The 22960-nt window shown below is 32.5% G+C and carries 19 protein-coding genes; 18 read left to right on the forward strand and 1 reads right to left on the reverse strand.

Annotation, left to right across the window (positions count from 1 at the left end):
• Positions 1-40 precede the first annotated feature (40 nt).
• The 7 genes from ruvA (at position 41) to RG22_RS09990 (ending at position 12961) form a co-directional block, all read left to right on the forward strand.
• A complete protein-coding gene (ruvA, locus tag RG22_RS09960) occupies positions 41-622 on the forward strand; it encodes a Holliday junction branch migration protein RuvA (RefSeq protein ID WP_034042893.1) in 582 nt (193 codons plus the stop codon).
• A gap of 6 nt (positions 623-628) precedes the next feature.
• Entirely contained in the window at positions 629-7897 is a 7269-nt protein-coding gene (sov, locus tag RG22_RS09965; protein WP_420804774.1) for a T9SS outer membrane translocon Sov/SprA, read from the forward strand.
• A 212-nt stretch (positions 7898-8109) separates the two neighbouring features.
• Complete coding sequence (gcvH, locus tag RG22_RS09970; RefSeq protein WP_034042894.1) at positions 8110-8490, forward strand: glycine cleavage system protein GcvH; 381 nt, start codon at positions 8110-8112, stop codon at positions 8488-8490.
• Positions 8483-8851 (forward strand): VanZ family protein, encoded by a 369-nt coding sequence (locus tag RG22_RS09975; protein ID WP_052143696.1) that lies wholly within the window; start codon positions 8483-8485, stop codon positions 8849-8851. The genes gcvH and RG22_RS09975 overlap by 8 nt, the downstream gene beginning before the upstream one ends.
• A gap of 69 nt (positions 8852-8920) precedes the next feature.
• The gene (locus tag RG22_RS09980) at positions 8921-9640 is read left to right on the forward strand and encodes an energy transducer TonB (protein ID WP_034042895.1); all 720 of its coding nucleotides are present in this window, start codon (positions 8921-8923) and stop codon (positions 9638-9640) included.
• A 243-nt stretch (positions 9641-9883) separates the two neighbouring features.
• Entirely contained in the window at positions 9884-10669 is a 786-nt protein-coding gene (locus RG22_RS09985; RefSeq protein WP_052143697.1) for an energy transducer TonB, read from the forward strand.
• Positions 10670-10861: 192 nt separating this feature from the next.
• Entirely contained in the window at positions 10862-12961 is a 2100-nt protein-coding gene (locus tag RG22_RS09990) for a gliding motility protein RemB (protein ID WP_034042897.1), read from the forward strand.
• 203 nt (positions 12962-13164) lie between these two features.
• Here the strand turns inward: RG22_RS09990 and RG22_RS09995 are convergent, their stop codons facing one another.
• A complete protein-coding gene (locus RG22_RS09995) occupies positions 13165-14034 on the reverse strand; it encodes an MBL fold metallo-hydrolase (RefSeq protein WP_034045966.1) in 870 nt (289 codons plus the stop codon).
• 179 nt (positions 14035-14213) lie between these two features.
• On the opposite strand from RG22_RS09995, the gene cyoE reads away from it, so the two are divergent.
• From cyoE to RG22_RS10050, 11 genes are all read left to right on the forward strand, one after another.
• Positions 14214-15107, forward strand: coding sequence for a heme o synthase (gene cyoE / locus RG22_RS10000; RefSeq protein WP_034042898.1), 894 nt, complete (start codon positions 14214-14216; stop codon positions 15105-15107).
• A 2-nt stretch (positions 15108-15109) separates the two neighbouring features.
• The gene (locus tag RG22_RS10005) at positions 15110-15691 is read left to right on the forward strand and encodes a cytochrome c oxidase subunit 3 (protein ID WP_034042899.1); all 582 of its coding nucleotides are present in this window, start codon (positions 15110-15112) and stop codon (positions 15689-15691) included.
• Between the two features lie 46 nt (positions 15692-15737).
• Positions 15738-16739 (forward strand): cytochrome c oxidase subunit 3, encoded by a 1002-nt coding sequence (locus RG22_RS10010; protein WP_034042900.1) that lies wholly within the window; start codon positions 15738-15740, stop codon positions 16737-16739.
• Between the two features lie 56 nt (positions 16740-16795).
• Positions 16796-17176, forward strand: coding sequence for a cytochrome C oxidase subunit IV family protein (locus tag RG22_RS10015; protein ID WP_034042901.1), 381 nt, complete (start codon positions 16796-16798; stop codon positions 17174-17176).
• Between the two features lie 149 nt (positions 17177-17325).
• Positions 17326-18033 carry a hypothetical protein gene (locus RG22_RS10020; protein ID WP_034042902.1) on the forward strand — a complete coding sequence of 236 codons (708 nt, stop codon included), beginning with the start codon at positions 17326-17328 and terminating at the stop codon, positions 18031-18033.
• Between the two features lie 102 nt (positions 18034-18135).
• Positions 18136-18879 (forward strand): SCO family protein, encoded by a 744-nt coding sequence (locus RG22_RS10025; RefSeq protein ID WP_034042904.1) that lies wholly within the window; start codon positions 18136-18138, stop codon positions 18877-18879.
• 61 nt (positions 18880-18940) lie between these two features.
• Entirely contained in the window at positions 18941-19477 is a 537-nt protein-coding gene (locus RG22_RS10030; protein WP_034042905.1) for a DUF420 domain-containing protein, read from the forward strand.
• 2 nt (positions 19478-19479) lie between these two features.
• Positions 19480-19698 (forward strand): membrane protein, encoded by a 219-nt coding sequence (locus RG22_RS10035; protein WP_034042909.1) that lies wholly within the window; start codon positions 19480-19482, stop codon positions 19696-19698.
• Between the two features lie 88 nt (positions 19699-19786).
• Positions 19787-20488: an ABC transporter ATP-binding protein gene (locus tag RG22_RS10040; RefSeq protein ID WP_034042910.1), complete on the forward strand. Its 702-nt coding sequence runs from the start codon at positions 19787-19789 to the stop codon at positions 20486-20488.
• Entirely contained in the window at positions 20481-21710 is a 1230-nt protein-coding gene (locus RG22_RS10045) for an ABC transporter permease (protein WP_034042911.1), read from the forward strand. Before RG22_RS10040 ends, RG22_RS10045 begins: the two co-directional genes overlap by 8 nt.
• A 2-nt stretch (positions 21711-21712) precedes the next feature.
• A complete protein-coding gene (locus tag RG22_RS10050) occupies positions 21713-22957 on the forward strand; it encodes an ABC transporter permease (RefSeq protein ID WP_034042913.1) in 1245 nt (414 codons plus the stop codon).
• The last annotated feature ends 3 nt before the right edge of the window (positions 22958-22960 follow it).

Here is a 22960-nt window from a genome sequence, read left to right on the forward strand (position 1 = left end):
ATAATTTTATTACATTTGATTGACTAAGATATAGGGATTTATGATAACACATATTCAAGGAAAGCTTACCGAAAAAAAACCAACCAGTGTTGTTATTGATTGTCATGGGGTTGGCTATATGCTTAACATTTCATTGCATACCTACTCTCAAATTCCAGACGGTGAACATTTAAAATTATACACACATCTTCAAGTAAAAGAAGATTCTCATACGCTTTATGGATTTTCGTCATTAGCCGAACGTGAGATTTTCAGATTATTAATTTCTGTAAGTGGCATTGGTTCTAGTATTGCACGCACCATGTTGTCCTCATTAACACCAAAACAGGTTAGAGAGGGCATTGCTGTTGGAGATGTAGCACTAATTCAATCTATTAAAGGTATTGGAGCAAAAACGGCGCAACGTGTAATTATAGATTTGAAAGATAAAATTCTAAAGATTTATGATATTGACGAAGTTTCTGTTTCAAAAGACAATACCAATAAAAATGAAGCGTTATCAGCATTAGAAGTTCTTGGTTTTGTAAAGAAGCAGGCAGAACGTGTTGTGGATAAAATTATAATGGCACAACCCGATGCCAATGTTGAAACCATTATAAAACAAGCTTTAAAAAATTTATAACAGATTTTGAATATAACTAACCCAAATTTTTATAAATTATTTAAAAAACGCTTTACTAAGTTTAATCAATTTGAGGTTGCTGAGCATAGTCGAAGCATTTTTTTAGTTTTTGTATTGCTATTTTCTCTCTCAGTTTGGTCTCAAGAGCCTGTACAAGATTCTGTAAAAACAGGATTTAGTTTAGGGGAAATAAAAGCTCCAAATCCTAATAGTGTTGAATCTAAATATACATTCGACCCTGTAACAAATCGTTACATTTATACCGAAAAAATAGGAACTTACAATATAAAATATCCAGTTATTTTAACACCAAAAGAGTATTATGCTTTGGTGGCAAAAGAAAACTTAAAAGCCTATTATAAAGAAAAAATTGATGCATTCGATGGTAAGAAAACAGGTGCTAAAGATGGGCAAAAAAACTTAATACCAGAGTTTTATGTAAAGTCCGATTTTTTTACCTCTATCTTTGGTAGCGATACCATTAGTGTGGTTCCGCAGGGTTCAGTAGAAATGGATTTAGGTGTGTTATTTTCAAAACAAGATAACCCTTCATTTTCACCAAAAAATAGAAATAATTTTACTTTCGATTTCGATCAGCGAATCAGTTTAAGTTTATTAGGTAAAGTAGGTACTCGATTACAAGTAACCGCTAATTATGATACTCAGGCGAGTTACGATTTTCAAGATATTATTAAATTAGAATACACACCAACGGAAGACGATATTATTCAAAAAATAGAAGTTGGTAATGTAAGTATGCCATTAAACAGCTCATTAATCACAGGCGCACAAAGTTTGTTTGGTGTTAAAGCACAGTTACAGTTTGGTAAAACAACGGTTACAGGGGTTTTTTCTGAACAAAAATCGCAGTCCAATAGTGTCGTAGCCCAAGGTGGAGGAACACTTGAAGAATTCGAATTATTTATAAGAGATTATGATGAAAACCGACACTTCTTTTTAGCACAATATTTTAGAGATACTTACAATACAGCATTAGAAACGTATCCGTATATAAACAATAAAGGGTTACAAATTACAAGACTTGAGGTTTGGGTAACCAATAGAAGCAACAGAACAGATAATGTTAGAAATATTGTTGCGCTTCAAGATTTAGGAGAAACAGATTTAATAGGATTACAATCGCCACCAGCAGGTTTTGTAAATGCAGGATTAGGTGCTATTCCAGATAATAGTAATAACGATTTTGATCCAACAGCTATTGGCTCAACAAGTGTGCTTACAGAAGCTGTTAGAGATGTAGCAACCGTTCAATCGGGTATTTTAGTATCCAATGTTAATGAAGGGTTCGATTATGCAAAATTGGAAAATGCACGCAAATTAATAAGCAATCAAGAATATAGTTTAAATAAAGATTTAGGATATATATCATTAAATCAGCGTTTAAATAATGATGAAATATTAGCGGTTGCCTTTCAATTTACAATTGGCGGAAAAGTGTACCAAGTAGGTGAATTTGCAAATGATGGTATTGATGCTACCGATGTTACAACAAATGGTTCTGGGGAAGTTACTGGAGTCACTAACAAAAACTTAGTGTTAAAATTATTAAAAAGTAGTATTACTAATGTAAATCAACCCGTTTGGAAGTTGATGATGAAAAACATTTACGATACGGGGGCTTATAATTTAAGTCAAGACGATTTTAAACTTAATATTTTTTATAACGAAGCCTCACCTTTAAATTTTATTTCGCCCGTTGGTTCAACAGCTTTTCCCGCGCCTGAACCAAATGACGATCCTTTAAACGAAACGCCTTTGCTAAGAGTTTTCAGTTTAGATAAATTAAATTTTAATAACGATCCGCAAACCAAAGGCGATGGTTTTTTTGACTTCGTACCAAACATAACCGTGTTGCCACAAACCGGGAAAATAATATTCCCTAGTGTAGAGCCTTTTGGAGAATATCTTTTTGATAAATTATCGCTAAATGCTAGTGAAAATTATGATAATGATGCGACGTATAACGAGAATCAAACAAAGTATGTATATGATATACTTTATAAAAGCACAAAAACAGCAGCTTTAGAAGAAGTTGAAAAAAATAAATTCAAACTAAAAGGACGTTATAAGTCTGCTGGCGGAGGCGGTATTGCTATTCCTTTTGGAGCAGCGAGAGGCTCTGTAACGGTTACAGCCGGTGGTCGTGTTTTAGTTGAAGGCGTAGATTACGTTGTAAATTATGCTTCTGCAAGAGTCGAAATTTTAGACGAAGCTTTAAAAGCATCCAATACACCTATTAATGTTTCTACTGAAAATAATGCGGTTTTCGGTCAGCAAACAAGACGTTTTACAGGGATAAATGTAGAACATAAATTCAACGAAAATTTTGTTTTAGGTGCAACACTATTAAATCTAAACGAGCGTCCAATCACTCAAAAAGCAAATTATGGTTCAGAGCCTATAAACAATACTATTTTTGGCTTTAATGGTAACTACTCAACCAAAGTGCCATTTTTAACACGATTGGCAAACAAATTACCAAATATTGATACCGATGTGGAATCTAATTTATCGGTTAGAGGTGAGTTTGCTTATTTAGCTCCGGGAGCTCCAAAAGGGACAAACCTTAACGGAGAAGCAACATCGTATGTTGATGATTTTGAAGGTTCACAAGGAAGTATTGATTTAAAATCGCAACAATCGTGGTTTTTGTCAAGTACTCCATTTGATCCCAGTTTAGGATATGTTGATGTTACAGATCCAAACAGTCCTTCAAATTTGCAAAATGGTTACCAAAGAGCTTTATTAAATTGGTATACTATCGACCCTATTTTTTATAGTGCTAGACGACCTGATGATATCTCGGATGATGATGTGTCTGATTTATTTACAAGTCGGGTATTTATAAATGAATTATTTCCAGAAAGAGATCTAGTTCAAGGTCAAAACTCAGTGCTTTTTACTTTAGATTTGGCGTATTATCCATCAGAAAGAGGACCTTATAACTTTAATCCAGCTGCAAATGGTAATACACTTAATAATCCGCAACAAAGTTGGGCAGGAATTACGCGTCAATTAACATCAACAGATTTAGAGCAAGCCAATGTAGAGTATATTGAGTTTTGGTTACAAGATCCATTTCAAGAAAATCCAACAAATCCAGGTGGTAAATTAGTTTTTAACTTAGGAAATATTTCTGAAGATGTTTTATCTGATGGAAGAAAACAATACGAAAACGGATTACCAGATTCTTCAAATAATGCCTTTACAACGGAAACCTCTTGGGGAAAAACACCAGGAAATCAATCTTTAATTTATGCTTTTGATTCTCAAGGGCAAGACAGAATACTTCAAGATATTGGTTACGATGGTTTAAATGATACAGATGAAAGCACTAAGTTTCCCGATTTTGCAGGATTAGAAGATCCAGCGAATGATAATTATAGTTATTTTTTAGATACAGAAGGCGATATTTTTGAGCGTTATAAAAAGTATAATGGGGTTGAAGGTAATACACCTGATACGTTTACAGATACTCAAAGAGCTGCTAATACACAACCAGATGCCGAAGATATTAATCGTGATAATACCATGAATACGATTAATAGTTATTTTGAATATGAGCTAGATATTACACGCCAAAATTTGCCTGAATCGGAAGCAGATTTTGATAATATACCAGATAGCAATCCTTTAAAAGATTTTTTAAGAGACTATAAAAACAGACCAAGATTGCTGCCAAACGGAGATACAAAAGATGTACGTTGGTATCAATTTAGAATTCCAGTTCAAGGAAGTCATGTAACTTCAATTGGAGGGATTAGTGATTTAAGATCTGTACGTTTTGCGCGTGTATTTCTGAAAGAGTTTTCAGAAAACACCGTCTTCCGTTTCGGAACTTTAGATTTAGTACGAAGCGATTGGAGGCGATATACCCAAGCTTTAGATAAAAATGATGCCACACCTGATGACCCTCAAACCGATTTTTCGGTAGGAGTTATTGGTACACTTGAAAACGAAGGAAGCTACCAAAGACCCCCAGGAATCGATCCTGAAGAGTTGTTTAATAATAACACGGTTATTCAACAAAACGAACAATCGTTAGTGGTTAATGTCTGTAATTTAGAGTCTGAAGATTCTAAAGCAGTTTATAAAAATATAAGTATTGATATGCGTCAATACAAACGTTTACGAATGTTTATGCACGCTGAAGCTGATGATTCTGGAAATTCTTTAACTAATGATGAATTAGTTGGGTTTATTCGTATTGGTAACGATTTAACCGAGAACTTTTATCAAATAGAAATCCCTTTGCAAGTCTCTACTTCAACAACAAGAGAAGGACTTTGGCCAAAGGATAATGAAATTAATTTACCAATTGATGTTTTAGGGCAAATTAAATCACTTGGAATATCAGATGGTACGTTAACCAATTTAGATCCTACATTTTATGATGTTATTAATGGTGAGGCAATCCCTATTACTGGTGATGAATACTCCAATTACGTAGCAGGTCAACACAGAATAGCCATAAAAGGGAATCCTAATTTTGGAGATATAAGAACGCTAATGGTTGGTGTTAAAAACGCTACGAATAGAGATGATATCTGTGCCGAAGTTTGGTTTAACGAATTACGTTTATCCGATTTAGATAACGAGGGAGGTTGGGCAGCCGTTTTAAGTGTAGATACTAATATTGCAGATTTTGCAAACATAAGTGCCACAGGGAGGCAAAGCACTTCGGGTTTTGGTACTATTGAGCAAGGTCCGAGCCAGCGAAGTTTAGAAGACGTTAAGCAATACGATGTGGTAACCAATGTTAATGTCGGTCAGTTATTACCAAAGAAATGGGGTATTCAAGTGCCGTTTAATTATGCACAAAGCGAAGAGTTAATTACACCAAAGTACGATCAGTTTTATAAAGATTTAACTTTAGAGTCTAGGTTGGATGCAGCAAATGATAGCGCAGAACGCGATAAAATAAAAGAACAATCTGAAGACTACACAAGACGCCAAAGTATCAATTTTATTGGTGTTAGAAAAATTAGAACAGGCGACTCAAAACCTCGTTTTTATGATGTTGAAAATTTAACACTTAACTATTCATATAATAAAGTAGAGCATCGCGATTTCGAAATTGAAAATTCAGTAAATAAAACACTAAGAGTTGGTGCTAATTATGCATTTAATTTTAATACCATTGAGGTTGAACCTTTTAAAAAGAACGACTCTTTGTTTACAGGTAAATATTGGAAAATTCTAAAAGACTTTAACTTCAATTTGCTACCAACAAGTTTCACCATTAATACCGATGTAAATCGACAATTTAATAGACAGAAGTTTAGAGAAATTGATTTAGGTGGAGCAAATATTGGTATTGAAGAATTGTTTAGAAGAAATTACACTTTCGATTTTCAATACACTATTAATTATAATTTAACTAAAGCTTTAAGCTTAAACTTTACAGCAGCAAATAATAATATTGTCCGTAATTATTTTAAAGATAATATTGTAAATGGAGAACAAGATCCAACCTTAGATGTTTGGGACGGATTCTTAGATTTTGGTGATCCCAATAGACAAAGTCAAAGTTTGGGTATTAATTATGAGTTGCCTATCGATAAAATTCCAACATTTAATTTTTTAAAAGCTACTTATCGCTACGATGGAGATTTTCTGTGGCAAAAAGGGTCAGATTTATATGGAGAAGTTTTAGGAGGGGAAGTTAACAGTATTCAAAACTCAAATGTTCATAGTCTAAATTCTACTTTAGATATGAAAAAGTTGTATAAATATATTGGTTTAGAGAAAAAACCTGTTAGAAATGTAAGATCCAGAACGCCACAGAAAGGCAGACCACCAGGAGCAAATCAAAAAACAAAGCCTGCAAAAAGTAAAAATAAATCGGTTACAAAACTATTAAATACTGGAATAGATATTTTAACAAGTATTAAGAGAATCCAATTTAATTATTCTGAAAATAACGGCACATTTTTACCAGGGTATACGCAAACTCCAGGATTTATAGGAACATTAAAGCCTACTTTAGGTTATACTTTTGGAAGTCAAAATGACATAAGACATTTGGCGGCAAGAAACGGGTGGTTAACGGTGTTTCCAGAATTTAATCAGCAATATACCGAAACACATACCAAACAATTGGATGTATCAGCAAATTTAGAACCCATAAAAGATTTAAAAATTGATATTGTTGGTAACAGAGCGCATTACGAAAACTACAATGAGAATTATAAAGTAGACCCAAATACATTAGAATATCAATCATTAACACCAAACACTTTCGGAAACTTTAATATATCTACCATTTTAATTAAAACGGCATTTGGTAATAGTGATGAAAATGTATCGGAGGCATTTAATGATTTTAGAGCCAATAGGTTAAAAATTGCTGAAAGACTTGCCGAGAAATTTTATGGTAATTCAACATACGCCAGAGATGGAGAAGGTTACCCGTTAGGCTTTGGTAAAAATAATCAAGCGGTGTTATTGCCAGCCTTTTTAGCTGCTTATTCAGGGCAAGATGCGAACAAAGTAAAAACCAGTGCTTTTAGAGATGTGCCAATTCCCAACTGGGATTTAAAATACACAGGTTTTATGAAGTTTAATTGGTTTAAAAAACGCTTTAAACGATTCTCTGTAACTCATGGGTATCGTTCTACGTATACTATTAATCAATTTAGTACTAACTTAAATTTGAACTTAGATGCAAGTGCAAACGAAGCCCCGGTTCCTGGGTTGGATTATGCAAGTCAGCCACCAGAATCTAAAGATCAATCAGGGAATTATAAAAACGGAACTTTATTTAGTAACATCAATTTAACCGAATTATTCAGTCCGTTAATTCGAATAGATTTCGAAATGAAAAATTCAATAAAAATTCTTGCTGAAGTTAGAAAAGATAGATTGCTGTCGCTTAGTTTTGATAATAATTTAATGACTGAGATTCAGGGTAATGAGTATGTTATTGGTTTGGGTTATAGAATAAAAGATGTGCGTATTCGTTCGCAACTTGCAGGTCCAAAAAAGCGTATTGTGAGCGATTTGAATATGAAAGCAGACATATCGGTTAGAGATAATAAAACGATTATACGTTATTTAGACTTAGAGAATAACCAAGTAACAAGTGGACAAACTATTTGGGGCTTAAAATATTCAGCAGATTATGCGTTTAGTAAAAACTTAACAGGTATTTTCTATTTCGATTATGCGTTCTCAGAATATGCTATTTCAACAGCATTTCCGCAAACAACTATTCGCTCTGGAATTACGCTCAGATATAATTTTGGGAATTAACTCGAAAAAGGATTTCTCGATTTTTTATCGAGGTTTCAAATAAAATTGTCATTCTCGCGAAGGCGGGAAACTAATAATAAAAAACAAATTGATTACTTTAAAGCAGTCAGAATATTAGTAATCAATTTGTTTTTTATTATGTAATCAATTTGAAATTATAATTTGAATAAATACATTTGCCAAAAGATATTAACGAACTTAAATTATTATAAATGAATATTCCATCAGAATTAAAATACACTAAGGATCACGAGTGGATTCGTATTGAAGGCGACATTGCAACCATTGGTGTTACAGATTTCGCACAAAGCGAATTAGGAGATATTGTGTATGTTGAAGTTGAAACCGTAGACGAAACCCTTGACGCTGAAGAAGTTTTCGGAACAGTTGAAGCTGTTAAAACAGTGTCAGATTTATTTTTACCATTATCTGGTGAAATTATTGAGTTTAACGAAGCTTTAGAAGACGAGCCAGAAAAAGTAAATAGCGATCCTTACGGCGATGGTTGGATGATTAAGCTTAAATGCTCAGATCTTTCTCAAGCAGAAAACCTTATGTCTGCAGACAACTATAAAGCACTTATAGGTGCTTAAAAGGTATGCGCTTATAATTGCAGTATTTTATTCAATTGCATTAGCAGCAGTAAGTTTAATTAAAATTAATAACTTACCAGATGTTGGTATTTCTTTTGCCGATAAAATATTCCATTTTTTAGTATATAGTGTGTTAGCCTTTTTATGGGTTAACACATTTTTTTTTAAGTTTAAATACAAAAAAACGAAGGCAATAATTTATGCTGCTCTATTTTCAATAATATTTGGTATAATAATTGAAGTATTACAAGGAAGTGTTACTGCATCAAGACACACTGATGTTTATGATGCTATAGCGAATACTTTGGGTGTGTTATTTATGGTGTTATTACTGTTAATTAACAGAAAAACGTATATATAAAATTTATAAACGCTTGCTTTTTTGACAAATAAATGGTTATTTTAGCAATCTTCTAAAAACAATTAAATTATGGAACCTAAAAAAAATCCTAAAGCAAATGTAGGACGTAACAGTTCGCTATATTTTGCAATTGGCTTAGCTTTAATGCTATTCTTAACAAATTATGCGATTAATTACAAAACGTATGATAAGTCTAATATTGATATAGGACAGTTAAATTTAGATGACCTTGATGAAGAAGAAATTCCACTTACAGAACAAATAAAAACGCCACCACCACCGCCACCGCCACCAGCAGCTCCAGAAGTTATTGAGGTTGTAGAGGATGAAGAAGAGGTAGAGGAAACGGTGATTGAATCTACAGAAGCCGATCAAGAAACCGAAATTGTTGAGGTTGAAGAAGTAGAGGTAGAAGAAGTAGAAGAAGATATAGAAGTCCCTTTTGCAGTTATTGAAAACGTACCAGTTTTTCCAGGATGCGAAAAAGGAAACAATGCTGCTAAAAAGCAATGTATGTCTGATAAAATAGCAAAATTTGTAAATAAAAAGTTTAATACAGATTTAGCTGGAGACTTAGGTTTGTCTGGAAGACAACGTATTAATGTAATATTTAAAATTGATAAAACGGGTAATATAATTGGTATACGTGCAAGAGCACCGCACCCAGGTTTAGAAAAAGAAGCTAAACGTGTTATTGGGTTGTTACCTAAAATGAAACCAGGAAAACAAAGAGGTAAAGCAGTAACTGTTCCATATTCTTTACCAATTATTTTTCAAGTACAAGATTAAGTTTAAAAATAATAAGCTGAGTAATATTGGTTGCTGAGCGAAGTTGAAGTATAAAATCCCGTTACAAATTTTGTAACGGGATTTCTTTTTTGGTATGCTTATTGTGATTTTATCATAATATTAACATATAAACTATAATTATTATGAAATGAGCATAAACAAAATTGTGTTTATATTCCTGGAAACAGTAAATTTTGTTTTGCGAATTGCATTTGACCTTAGTTTGAAATAAAACATTAACAAATGAAAATTCCAAAAAAGACTCACGAACTCATTCGGCAAAATGAGCAAATCGTGAAAAAATCACAAAAGCATGATGCAAATTTACAAAAAAACTCAACCCTTTACTTTCAAATTGGTTTAATTGTATGTTTACTTGCCGCCTATGGCTTGTTTGAAATGAAGTTTGAAACAAAAATTTCTACCTATGCAGATTTGCCTCCTATTGATCCTCCGACTTATATTGATGTACCAATAATTAAAACGGTAAAACCAACTTTTGATGAGCCAGTTGAACGGAAGCAAAGCAAATCACATGAGTTTGAAGAAGTGACAAATGATACACCAGATGATTTGTTTAAAGATAACCTAATTGTAAACCCTTCAGATGATGTAAATCCACCAATTGACCCAGGAGATATTGATGTTATCCCAGAACCTAAAGATTTAGATGTTCCTATTGCTTTTATTCAAAATGTACCTATCTATCCAGGATGTGAAAAAGCAAAAAATAATAATGATAGAAGAAAATGTATGTCTGAAAAAATTACTAAACTTATACAACGAAAATTTCACGGTGATGATATCGCCTCAGATTATGGTTTAACAGGCATGCAGAAAATAGATGTACAATTTACTATTGATAAAACTGGTAAAGTAAGCAATATTAAAACAAGAGCTCCACATCCAAAGTTAGAAGATGAAGCAATTCGAGTTATTAATTTAATGCCAGAAATGACACCAGGTAAACAAAATGATAAAAATGTAGGAGTTATTTATACATTGCCCATCAAATTTAAAGTACAATAAGAGCTTTATAATTTAAAGTATTTAAAACCGTTATCAATTTAATTGATAGCGGTTTTTTATTAATCAGAACTTGTTTCAGATTCTCAAAATCAACTATTCATGTTTAGAAATTGAAATCGTATGTTCTATTAAGAATAGGAATCTTAAAAAATATAGTATCTTTCTGCTCAAAATTAATTCTTATCAAATCCTATGAAGCAATTCGTTGTCCTACTTATACTTTTGGTTCAATATAATGTATGCGCGCAAGATACTTTTCTTTATGAAAAACCACCAGTTTTCCCCAATTGTGAATCTGTAGAAATTGATGTTTTGCAACAGTGTTTTAACAATAATATATTCACCCATATTTACGAGAACTTTAAAATACCACAAAAGGCTTTAGATGAAAATTATAAAGGAGACATCGCCGTACTTTTTGAGGTTGATAGAACAGGTTTATTCAAGGTGATTTATATTGATGCTATTTATAATGAATTAAAAGACGAAGCAAAGCGTGTTTTTGCACTGTTGCCAAAAGTAAAACCGGCAACTTATAATGGAAGAACGACTTATAAGCAATATTCCATTGCGATTAAAATACCATTGGTAAATCAATCAAAGATTTTAATAAATGTTACAAAAGTTAGCGAAATATCTAAATTAGAAGACGCAGCAAAAACAGAATTTGATAGTATAAACGCAAGCTTGAGAACTTTTGAAAACAAAGGGTATGCGAGTCAACTAAATATTCCTTTTACACATAGTGATTATTCCAAGTTTGATAGAAATATGAATCTTGTCGGAACCAATAGTCACACGGCATCAAAACCATTTGTTTATGAGGAAGTTTCAAACTATTACGATTTTAAAGCTGAAAACCAAAAGCTTAAAAAAGAAGCCAATACTTGGGCCGGTAAAAAGCTTTGGAATGAGCATTTAGTGCAATTACAAGGAGAAGATTATTGGTTTACTATCGATCCTATTTTCGATTTACAAGTTGGTAAAGATACCGATGCGGATTTTAGTTCTACATATAACAATACTCGTGGGTTTTTAGTTCAAGGTGGTTTGGGTAAAAAGCTGAATTTTTATGCTTCGGTTTTTGAGAGTCAAGGACGATTTGCACAATATGTCAATCAATATGCTGAAAGTTTAAAAGCCTTTGGTCCAGACCCAGCCATTATTCCTGGGCGTGGTATTGCAAAACGTTTTAAAAGTGATTCTTATGATTATCCGGTTGCCGAAGCGTATTTATCGTATGCACCAGCAAAATTTATAAACATTCAATTTGGTCATGGTAAAAACTTTATTGGGGATGGTTATCGCTCGTTGTTGTTAAGTGATGTGGCGAGTCCACACCCATTTTTAAAATTAAATACTAAGTTTTGGAAAATAAAATACACCAATACTTGGATGTGGTTAAAAGATGTGCGACCAGAAGTTACTGAGGATGGTGCGTTTTTAACCAAATACATGGCAAGCCATTATTTAAGTTGGAATGTATCCAAACGCTTTAATTTAGGATTATTTGAATCGGTTATTTGGGCTAATACCGAAAACAGAGGTTTCGATGTCAACTATTTAAACCCAATCATATTTTATAGAGCTATTGAATTTGAAACCGGGCAAGATGCTGGTAATGCTATTATTGGGGCGTCTGCAAAATACAAATGGAACGATAATATAAATATTTATAGTCAGTTTGTTTTAGATGAATTTTCGCTGAGTGATATAAAAGGCGGTGAAAAAAGTTGGAAAAACAAATACGGTTACCAAATAGGTGTTAAATATTTTAATGCCTTTAAGGTTGACAATTTAATGCTTCAATTTGAATATAATCGCATACGGCCTTATACATATTCTCATAATACGATTGCGACAAATTACGGACACAACAATCAGTCAATGGCGCATTTATGGGGCGCAAACTTTAGCGAGGCGATTTTGATTGGGCGTTACCATTACAAGCGTTGGTTTGCCGATGCGAAATTAATTTTTGGTGTTCGCGGATTAGATTTTAATGATGGCACCGATAATTTTAGTTACGGCGCAGATATTTTTAGAAATTACAACGACCGTCCTTTTGATACTGGTGTTGAAGTTGGCCAAGGTATAAAAACAAAAACATTTAATGGAAACGTGCAAGCAGGTTATATCATTAATCCTGCGTCAAATTTAAAGGTGTTTACCGATATTAGTTTTAGAAATTTTAATCCTGAAGCTATTACAGCGTCTACTTTTAAAAGTAACACGGTCTGGTTTAATTTTGGATTAAGAACCGATTTGTTTAATTGGTATTTTGATAATTAACCAATTCCTGCGAAAGCAGGAATCTTACGGATTAAATCTAAAATTTAAGTTGCTTAATCTGACTTTTTTCACGTTAGGGATTGCAGCCCTTCGACAAGCTCAGGATGAACTCATCCTTTTTTGAGGCAGGATTAATTATATAACCCTTCGCGCTCAGGATAAATTCAAGCCCGACCCGATAGGGTAACGCCCAAATAATGAACTTACTTTTCTTTCAAACTCCTATAAAAAGTACGTCGTATTTTTTTAGAGGTAATAAAATTCCAACTATAATTTAAATCATCATACTTTTTAGTAAGTGAAGTGTTATTAGCAACTTCATCTTCCGTCTTTTCAGAGTCTATTTCATCTAAAACAAGAGTCTTTAAATTTTCAAGCATGCTTAAGAAAAATTGATACTCTTTTTTATTAGATAGTTTTCCGTGTCCTGGAATTATCTTTGTATTATCATCAATAAGTATAAGTGCGCTTTTAACAGCGTTGATATAGCCATCTATACTTCCACCAGAGTTTAAATCTATATAAGGGTAGCGTTCATTAAAATATGTGTCTCCAGTATGTAATATATTGCTTTCTGTAAAATATAACATGGCATCTCCATCGGTATGGGCATTTTCAACATGAAAAATAAGTACTTGCTCTCCATTAATATGAATACTTAACTTGTTATTAAAAGTAATAATAGGGAGTGATTTGTCTAATTGGTTATCATTTGCTTTAACACGTTTATAGACATTATCGTGTGCCATAATATGAGTTCCTGTTTTTGATATGTTAGCATTTCCGCCAGTGTGGTCTCCGTGGTGATGCGTGTTAACTAGAAATTTAATGTCTTTTTTACTTATATTTTTAATCGCAGCTAAAATTTTTGGTGTTAATCTTGCAAACTGGCTGTCAATCATTAAAACACCATCTTCTCCAACCGAAACCCCAATATTACCACCTTGACCTTCTAGCATATAAATATTTTTGGAAAGTTTATTAGTTTTTATAACAACCTCGTTGTTTTGTCCGCAAGCTATAAATACAATTGAAAAAGCGAAAAATGAGCAAATGGTTTTAAGTGTTTTCATTTTTAATGATATGTGAAGCATTAGTAATATTATAAAAATACAAAATTATGAGTGAAGCTATATTTTTTAATTCCGAATAACTTTTGCGCTTGAAATTTTAGCATTAAAAAGCATTGCTCAAATTGCTTTAATAAAGTATCTTTGCACTCGCATTATAAAACGATCAAGAAAAGGAAACATTGAGTAATTCAAAATCTTCAATAGCAACACATTCTGTAATTTCAGATTTCAAAGAAATCACTAAAATGCGATTGGCATTAAGTGTGGTTTTTTCATCACTTGCAGGCTACCTATTAGGCGCAGAAACGGTAGATTTTAAAACTTTAATTTTATTAGCATTTGGTGGCTACTTTATGGTTGGTGCATCGAACGCGTTTAACCAAATTATTGAAAAAGATTTAGACGCGTTGATGAATCGCACGAAGGACAGACCTATTCCAGCTGGACGTATGTCGGTTAACACTGCATTTATTATTGCGTCAATTTTCACATTGTTTGGCATCATTATATTGTACACCATCAACAAGCAAACTGCTATGTTTGGTGCAATTTCTATATTTTTATACACTTGTTTTTATACGCCTTTAAAAACTAAAACACCATTAGCTGTATTTGTTGGTGCCATCCCAGGAGCTATTCCGTTTATGTTAGGTTGGGTAGCTGCAACAGACGATTTTGGTATAGAACCAGGAACTTTGTTTGCATTACAATTTTTCTGGCAGTTTCCTCATTTTTGGGCAATCGGGTGGTTTTTATTTGAAGATTATAAAAAAGGCGGATTCTTTATGTTGCCAACAGGAAAACAAGATAAAGGTACTGCGGTGCAAACTATTATGTATACCATTTGGACACTAATAGTATCTATAATTCCAGTATTTGGATTTACAGGAAAACTGCAACTATCAATAGTAGCGGCAGTAATTGTATTGCTTTTAGGGTTATGGATGCTGTATTATGCCATTCGCTTATTTAGATTAATGACTGAAAAATCAGCAAAACAATTGATGCTAGTTAGTGTATCTTACATTTCATTGGTGCAAATTGTTTATGTAATCGATAAATTTATTAGATAACTATGGATTTAACTCAAGGTACTTTAGAAGAAAAAAATAATAGAGCAAAAAAAATGATGCTTTGGTTTGGTATTGTTTCACTTATTATGTCTTTTGCAGGATGGACAAGTGCATTTGTAGTTAGTAGTTCTCGACCAGATTGGTTAAAAGATTTTCAATTACCAAGTGCTTTTATTATTAGCACAGTTATTATTTTAGTAAGTAGTGTTACATTTATTTTGGCTAAACAAGCTTTAAAAAAGGACAATAGACAATCTACTACAATGTGGTTGTTAGTAACATTAGTATTAGGAATTATTTTTATTTTCTATCAATTTAAAGGCTTTCAACAAATTATAGATTTAGGCTATAATTTTACAGGACCAACTAGTAATGTAACTATGTCTTACATTTATTTAATAGCTATTGTACATATTTTGCACGTGGTTGTTGGGTTAATTTGTTTATTGGTCGTAATTTATAATCATTTTAAACAAAAGTATAACGTATCGAAAATGCTAGGTTTTGAACTCGCAGCTACCTTTTGGCATTTTATAGATATACTATGGGTGTATCTCTTTTTATTTTTATATTTCATTAGATAAATAAAATGATTATTTTTGTGCAACTTTTAAAAAACAACCAATACATATGAGTACTACAGTTGTAAATACTGGAACAGAAGGAAAAACTTGGGGTGGAGGTAACCAACCTCTTAAAGCAAGTTATGGCAAAATGATGATGTGGTTTTTCATTGTTTCTGATGCCTTAACATTTTCTGGGTTTTTAGCAGCCTATGGATTTTCAAGATTTAAGTTTATAGATTCATGGCCAATAGCCGACGAAGTGTTTACTCACTTTCCGTTTTTACACGGTGTAGATGCACCAATGTATTATGTGGCTTTTATGACGTTTGTACTTATTATGTCGTCTGTAACTATGGTTTTAGCGGTTGATGCTGGACATCATATGAATAAAACTAAAGTAACTTGGTACATGTTTTTAACCATTATTGGAGGTTTAATTTTCGTGGGCTCTCAAGCTTGGGAATGGAACACGTTTATTAAAGGTGATTATGGTGCTATTCAAACCAAAGGAGGAAACATTTTACAGTTTGGAGAGTATAAAGACGTTGATGGCGAGCAAGTTTTCAAACGTGTAGCCTTAAGAGACTTTGTTGTGGCTGGAGAAAATGATAGAACTGTACACGAGCGTAAAAACGGATTGTGGTTTGTTGATGAAGGTACATTACCAACATATACAGTAGAAGAAGTTGTTTATGGCTTAGAATCTCATGATAATGTATTAGTGAGAACGCAAATTATAAACGAAGCTGGCGAAAAAACAGTACTATCTAGAGCTGAATCTTTAAGACAAATTAAAGAGAATGGAAGAGCGGTTGTAGAAGGCGCTAACTTACATGTAAACGAATACGGTTCACCATTATTTGCAGACTTCTTTTTCTTTATAACAGGGTTTCACGGTTTCCACGTATTTTCAGGAGTACTTATTAATATCATCATTTTCTTTAATGTGATATTAGGAACTTACGAGCGTAGAGGAAGTTACGAAATGGTTGAAAAAGTTGGTCTTTATTGGCACTTTGTAGATTTAGTTTGGGTATTTGTATTTACATTCTTCTACTTAGTTTAATTGAATTAAAATATATTTTCATTTCCTTGAAGAAGGAAATCTAAAAGCATTATAAAATGGCACACGAGCATAAATTAGAAATATTTAGAGGTTTAGTAAAGTTTAAATCAAATACTCAAAAAATTTGGGGTGTTTTAGTTTTTTTAACCTTTGTAACAATAATAGAAGTAGTATTAGGTATAATTAAGCCAGAAAGTTTAATGGGACAAGTTTTAGGCATGAAAGCTTTAAACTGGATATTTATTATCTTAACCATTGTAAAAGCCTATTACATTACTTGGGATTTTATGCACATGCGAGATGAAACTAGAAGTTTAAGACGTATGGTGGTTTGGACAGCAATCTTCTTGATTTTATACTTAATATTCATTTTATTAAAAGAAGGCGAATACGTTTTTGATGTATATAAAGATGGATTTATAAAAAATGATTTTTAAAAGATTTTATTTGAGTTTGCACTGAGCGCCTGTGCTGAGCGGAGCCTAAGTAAGTCGAAGTGTTAAATAGATATATAAAGGTGGTTTTTAGACTGCCTTTTTTTATTTTTGCAAACTAGTTTTTTATTTTAAAAAAAACATAAATATTAATGGATTATAAGAAAGTCAGTCGCTATGTTGTTTTAGGAGTTTTGTTCTTTCTTCCTGTAACCTTTTTATTGTTTTTATACCCAGCAACGCACAATTACGAGCCATTAGATGTTGTAAATAAAGATGTATTGGATTTACAGGCGTTCTCGTCAGATTCTGAAGATTCAATCATTTTAAAAGACCATATAACTGTACTTGGGTTTGTAGGAAATAAACCCATGGATAAACTTATTGCAACTTCTAATTTAAAAGAATTAGTATACGATAAATTTAAGGGTTTTAAGCGTTTTCAAATCGTAATTGTAGCACCAAAAGGAACAGAAGAAACTGTTGAAAAACTTAAATTAGAAATAGCATCATACGAAGATTTGCGGTTTTGGCATTTTGTATTTGGTGAACCAAGCGACATTCAGCGGTTGTTTTACAGCTTAAAATCGAAATTGAATCTTAATGAAGATTTATCATCAAATAATGTGTTTGTTATTGATAAAGATTTAAGTCAACGTGGAAGATTAGACGATAGAACTGATAACGAGTTGGAAAAAAACAAACCTGTTTACGAATTAAATTCATACGACTGTATTGAGGTTGCCGAAATTAAAAATAAAATGAGCGATGATTTACGCATCTTATTTACAGAATATAGGCAAAAGCGAAAAGGCGAATTTAATTCTGATACGCGAAGAGCAAACGATTTAAAAAACTGAAACAAATTAAACAGTTTGTCACACTGAGCGCAGTCTAAGTGCCAAACTTAAAGTATAAAAAATGATGATTCTCTCCTTCGAGGGAATGAAAAAAGAGTTGAAATGAAAAAAACTAATTATTCATATATAGGAATAGCATTTATAGTTCTTGTTTTCGGAATCATATTCATTCCTAAAATAATAGACAGAATTTCTAATGATGATGTTATACGAAACGAAAGTAGAAGTGATTTAGCAGGTGACAAAAAAGTGCCACTTTCAGATTTGGCATTCATCGAAATTAATGGTGAACCTAAAAAAGTGCCAGCGTTTTCGTTTACAAATCAAAATGGAAAAATCATTACTCATAAAGATTATGAAGGAAAGGTTTATGTTATCGAGTTTTTCTTTACAACCTGCCCAACCATTTGCCCTCGAATGAATGCAAATCTCATTCAAATTCAAAATACATTTAAAGATTTTGAAGATTTTGGTGTGGCATCATTCACTATAAACCCAGATTATGATACGCCAGAAATTCTTAAAGCTTACGCAGAACACTACGGTGTAATAAACCCAAATTGGCATTTAATGACAGGTGATAAAAACTCAGTTTATAAATTAGCTAACGAAGGATTTAATTTGTACACAGGAGAAAATGCAGAAGTTGAAGGCGGTTTCGAGCATTCGGGTAATTTCGCTTTAATTGATAAAAATGGATTTATTCGCTCAAGAAAAGACGGTTTTGGAAACCCAATAATTTATTATAGAGGGATAGTTTCTGAAGCAGAACAAGTAGATGAAGATGGTGTAAAAGAAGAAATTAGTGCTTTAAAAAAAGATATTAAAAAGTTACTTAACGAATAGTTTTGTCATTCAATGTGCACACTGAGCGCAGTCGAAGTACGAAGCAAAAATCTTTTGAAAAATGAATAATCAAGACCCTATTTTAGACGATAAAAAATACAACACACTAATAGTTATTTTATCCATAGTTATACCCATTATTGTAGCTGTATTGTTTAGTGTAAAAATACCAAATGTAGAGCCTCTAAGCTTTTTACCTCCAATTTATGCTACCATAAACGGATTGACAGCTGTTATTTTAGTTATAGCTTTTTTCGCCATTAAAAAGAAGAATATAGTGTTGCATGAAAATTTAATGACTACTGCTATTTGGTGTTCAGCTGCCTTTTTGCTTATGTATGTAGCCTATCATATGACGAGTGATTCTACTAAATTTGGTGGTGAAGGTGCTATTAAATATGTTTATTATTTTATATTATTAACACACATAGTGCTATCTATTGTAGTTATACCATTCGTATTAATTACATACGTTAGAGCAATTACAAACAATTTTGAAAAACATAAAAAAATAGCTAGAATAACATTCCCGTTATGGCTTTATGTTGCTGCAACTGGTGTTATAGTTTATATTATGATTTCACCTTACTACGTATAAAAATGAAACATAGAATTGTCTTTATTTTCTTTTCTCTTTTCTCCTTTCTAAAAACGAATGCACAATGTGCCATGTGTCGTGCTGTATTAGAAAGTGAAGAAGGGCAAGCTACCGCAGAAGGTATTAACGATGGTATTGTATATTTAATGGCAATTCCATATATACTTGTTGGAGGTATTGCATATTTTATTTATAAGAAATTCAATACGTTAAAAAAGTAATAAAAATTTTTAGGTACAATTTTTGTAACATTTCTTTGTCTTTTAAGTCTAACTACAAAGCCTTAGCTTTATTAAATCAATCAAGAAAATGTTAAAAATTAGCCAGCTTCACAAGTCCTATCCTATAGGCGATTCCAGTTTACATGTTTTAAAAGGTATTGACCTCTCTGTAGAGGAAGGAGAAATGGTTGCTATTATGGGGTCTTCCGGATCTGGAAAATCGACATTATTAAATATTATTGGTATGTTAGATGAAGCCGATGAAGGAGAATATATACTAGATGGATTACCAATAAAAGATCTTACCGAAAAAAAAGCAGCTGTTTACAGAAATAAGTTTTTAGGATTCATTTTTCAATCTTTCAACCTTATAAACTATAAAAATGCACTTGAAAATGTAGCATTGCCATTATATTATCAAGGTATGAAACGTAAGCAACGCCAAGAATTGGCCATGTTTCATTTAGAAAAAGTTGGATTAGCAGATTGGGCGCAACACTTACCAAAAGAGCTTTCTGGTGGTCAAAATCAGCGTGTGGCTATTGCAAGAGCATTAGCTGCAAACCCTAAACTACTTCTAGCAGATGAGCCTACAGGTGCACTTGATACACAAACCTCGCATGAAATTATGGCTTTTATTCAGCAATTAAATGATGAAGGCAAAACCATTTTAATGGTAACACATGAGGAAGATATAGCAAATATGTGTAAGCGTATTGTAAGATTGCGAGATGGTGTTATAATGGAAGATAAAAAGGTAGAACAAGTTAGGGCAGAGCAGTATGTTTGATATAGACCTTTGGCGCGAAATATTTCAAAGTATTAATAAAAATAGAACCAGAAGTTTGCTTTCTGGTTTTACTGTGGCATTTGCCATACTATTATTTACTATTCTTTTTGGTATCGCTAATGGATTAAAAAACACATTTGCCGAAGCGTTTGTTGATGATGCTAACAACTCTATTTTTATTCGATCAGGACAAACAACAAAGGCTCATAAGGGGTTGCAAGCAGGCAGGCGCATTCAGTTTAAAAACGAAGATTTTAATTATGTAAAAGATGAGTTTGGTAATAAAGTTGAATTTATAACAGCAAGAATTTATAGGAATGTTCAAGCTTCTTTTAGAAACGAACAAAATAATTATAGTTTAAGAGCTGTACATCCAGATCATCAGTATTTAGAAAAAACAAAAATAAAAGAAGGACGATATATTAATCAAAACGACTTAAAAAACAGAACAAAAGTTGTTGTTATTGGCAGGCTTGTTGAAGAAGATTTGTTTTTAAAAACAGCTGCTATAGGGAAATATATAAATCTGAATGGCATACAATATAAAGTGGTTGGTGTTTTTACAGACGATGGAGGCGATAACGAAGAACGTTTAATATATATGCCAGTAACAACGGCACAACATTTATATGGGAATAATGATTATATAGATCAAATAAATTTAACCTATAATCCCGAAATGGATTACGATCAAGCATTAGCATTTAGCACTTTGTTAACTAGAAAACTTAAGGATCGTTTTTCTGTAGCAAGAAGCGATCAAAGAGCTGTTAGAGTTCGTAATCGTGCAGAAGGCACAAAGCAAGTAGATGCTATGACAGGGGGGTTAACCGTTATTATACTAGTCATTGGTTTTGGTACTTTAATAGCAGGTATTGTTGGCGTTAGTAATATTATGATTTTTATAGTAAAAGAACGTACCAAAGAAATAGGTATTCGTAAAGCTTTAGGCGCATCACCACGGTCAATCGTATCAATAATTTTAATTGAGTCTATTTTAATAACAGCTATTGCTGGTTATGTTGGTTTAATACTTGGTATCGGTGTTTTAGAGCTTGTAGAACCAAGCTTAGAAGAATACTTTATAAAAGATCCAGGTGTAAGTAATAGTCTTGTAATTGGTGCAACCATTACATTAGTAACAGCTGGGGCTATTGCTGGATATTTACCTGCAAAAAAAGCATCGAGAATTAAACCTATTGTAGCATTAAGAAACGATTAATTATGTTTAAATTTTTATTCGATAGAGATACATGGCAAGAAGTTTACGATAGCTTTAGTAAAAATAAACTAAGGTCTATACTTACTATGGTAGGGGTTTGGTGGGGCATTTTACTATTAATAGGATTATTGGGGTCAGCAAGAGGATTAGAAAACTCATTCAATAGATTATTTGGAAGCTTTGCAACAAACAGTGTTTTTGTATGGGGTCAAAGCACAAGTAAACCATTTAAAGGATTTCAAGAAGGTAAACAAGTACGATTAACTTTGTCTGATGCTAAAAAAGTAGAAGAAAATGTTGAAGGCATCGAGTTTGTTGTGCCTAGAAATCAAAATCAAGCACAAGTAGTTAGAAAATTCCTTTCAGGAAATTTCGGAATAAATGGAGACTATCCATTATTAGACCAAGTTCAAAAGAAAAAACTAATTCATGGCAGGTTTATTAATCAGAATGATATTGACGATAATAAAAAAATAGCCGTCATATCAGAAGAAATTTATAAGCAATTATTTGATAAAGACGAAGATGTTATTGGCGAATACATTCAAATTAATAGCATAAACTTTAAAGTTGTTGGTATGTTTGAAAACGGCAATGTTAATATGGGACCAACATCAGATATTCATATTCCATTCACAACATTTCAACAGATATACAATCAAGGCGATCAAATTGGTTGGATGATGATAACGGGGAAACCAGAAAACGACATCAAACAAATTGAAAACGATGCTAAATTATTACTTAAAAACTTAAATAGTATTCACCCTAAAGATAAAAGGGCTTTTGGTAGTTTTAACTTAGGAAAAGAGTTTGCAAAAGTTACCGGATTTTTAACAGGTATGCAATTTTTAACATGGTTTGTAGGTATAGCAACATTAATAGCAGGCGTATTTGCCATTGGTAATATTTTATTAATTACAGTAAAAGAACGTACTAAAGAAATTGGAGTACGTCGTGCTTTAGGTGCCACACCATTTGAGATTAAAAGACAGATAGTAGTTGAGGCAGTATTTTTAACTCTAGTTGCTGGATTATTCGGAATTATATCTGGCGGATGGATTTTAATTGCATTAGATGCCGCTTTCGGGCAAGGAGACGATGCTGCCATAGTAAACGCATCCGTGTCAATAGCAGTGGTATTTATAGCATTAGTAATATTAGTAATATTAGGAACTTTAATAGGATTAATTCCTGCATTTAAAGCCACAAGTATAAAACCAATTGAAGCATTAAGAGAAGAATAAACA

The organism is Wocania ichthyoenteri Th78 (assembly GCF_000789235.1).
Lineage (GTDB): Bacteria > Bacteroidota > Bacteroidia > Flavobacteriales > Flavobacteriaceae > Wocania_A > Wocania_A ichthyoenteri.

Coding starts and splice junctions, on each gene's coding strand:
- RG22_RS10035 (WP_034042909.1), top strand. CDS start 19,480: ATGAAACATAGAATTGTCTTTATTTTCTTTTCTCTTTTCTCCTTTCTA.
- RG22_RS09990 (WP_034042897.1), top strand. CDS start 10,862: ATGAAGCAATTCGTTGTCCTACTTATACTTTTGGTTCAATATAATGTA.
- ruvA (WP_034042893.1), top strand. CDS start 41: ATGATAACACATATTCAAGGAAAGCTTACCGAAAAAAAACCAACCAGT.
- RG22_RS09980 (WP_034042895.1), top strand. CDS start 8,921: ATGGAACCTAAAAAAAATCCTAAAGCAAATGTAGGACGTAACAGTTCG.
- RG22_RS10030 (WP_034042905.1), top strand. CDS start 18,941: ATGAATAATCAAGACCCTATTTTAGACGATAAAAAATACAACACACTA.
- RG22_RS10050 (WP_034042913.1), top strand. CDS start 21,713: ATGTTTAAATTTTTATTCGATAGAGATACATGGCAAGAAGTTTACGAT.
- gcvH (WP_034042894.1), top strand. CDS start 8,110: ATGAATATTCCATCAGAATTAAAATACACTAAGGATCACGAGTGGATT.
- RG22_RS09985 (WP_052143697.1), top strand. CDS start 9,884: ATGAAAATTCCAAAAAAGACTCACGAACTCATTCGGCAAAATGAGCAA.
- RG22_RS10040 (WP_034042910.1), top strand. CDS start 19,787: ATGTTAAAAATTAGCCAGCTTCACAAGTCCTATCCTATAGGCGATTCC.
- RG22_RS09995 (WP_034045966.1), bottom strand. CDS start 14,034: ATGAAAACACTTAAAACCATTTGCTCATTTTTCGCTTTTTCAATTGTA.
- RG22_RS10045 (WP_034042911.1), top strand. CDS start 20,481: ATGTTTGATATAGACCTTTGGCGCGAAATATTTCAAAGTATTAATAAA.
- RG22_RS10020 (WP_034042902.1), top strand. CDS start 17,326: ATGGATTATAAGAAAGTCAGTCGCTATGTTGTTTTAGGAGTTTTGTTC.
- RG22_RS10005 (WP_034042899.1), top strand. CDS start 15,110: ATGGATTTAACTCAAGGTACTTTAGAAGAAAAAAATAATAGAGCAAAA.
- RG22_RS10010 (WP_034042900.1), top strand. CDS start 15,738: ATGAGTACTACAGTTGTAAATACTGGAACAGAAGGAAAAACTTGGGGT.
- RG22_RS10015 (WP_034042901.1), top strand. CDS start 16,796: ATGGCACACGAGCATAAATTAGAAATATTTAGAGGTTTAGTAAAGTTT.
- RG22_RS10025 (WP_034042904.1), top strand. CDS start 18,136: ATGAAAAAAACTAATTATTCATATATAGGAATAGCATTTATAGTTCTT.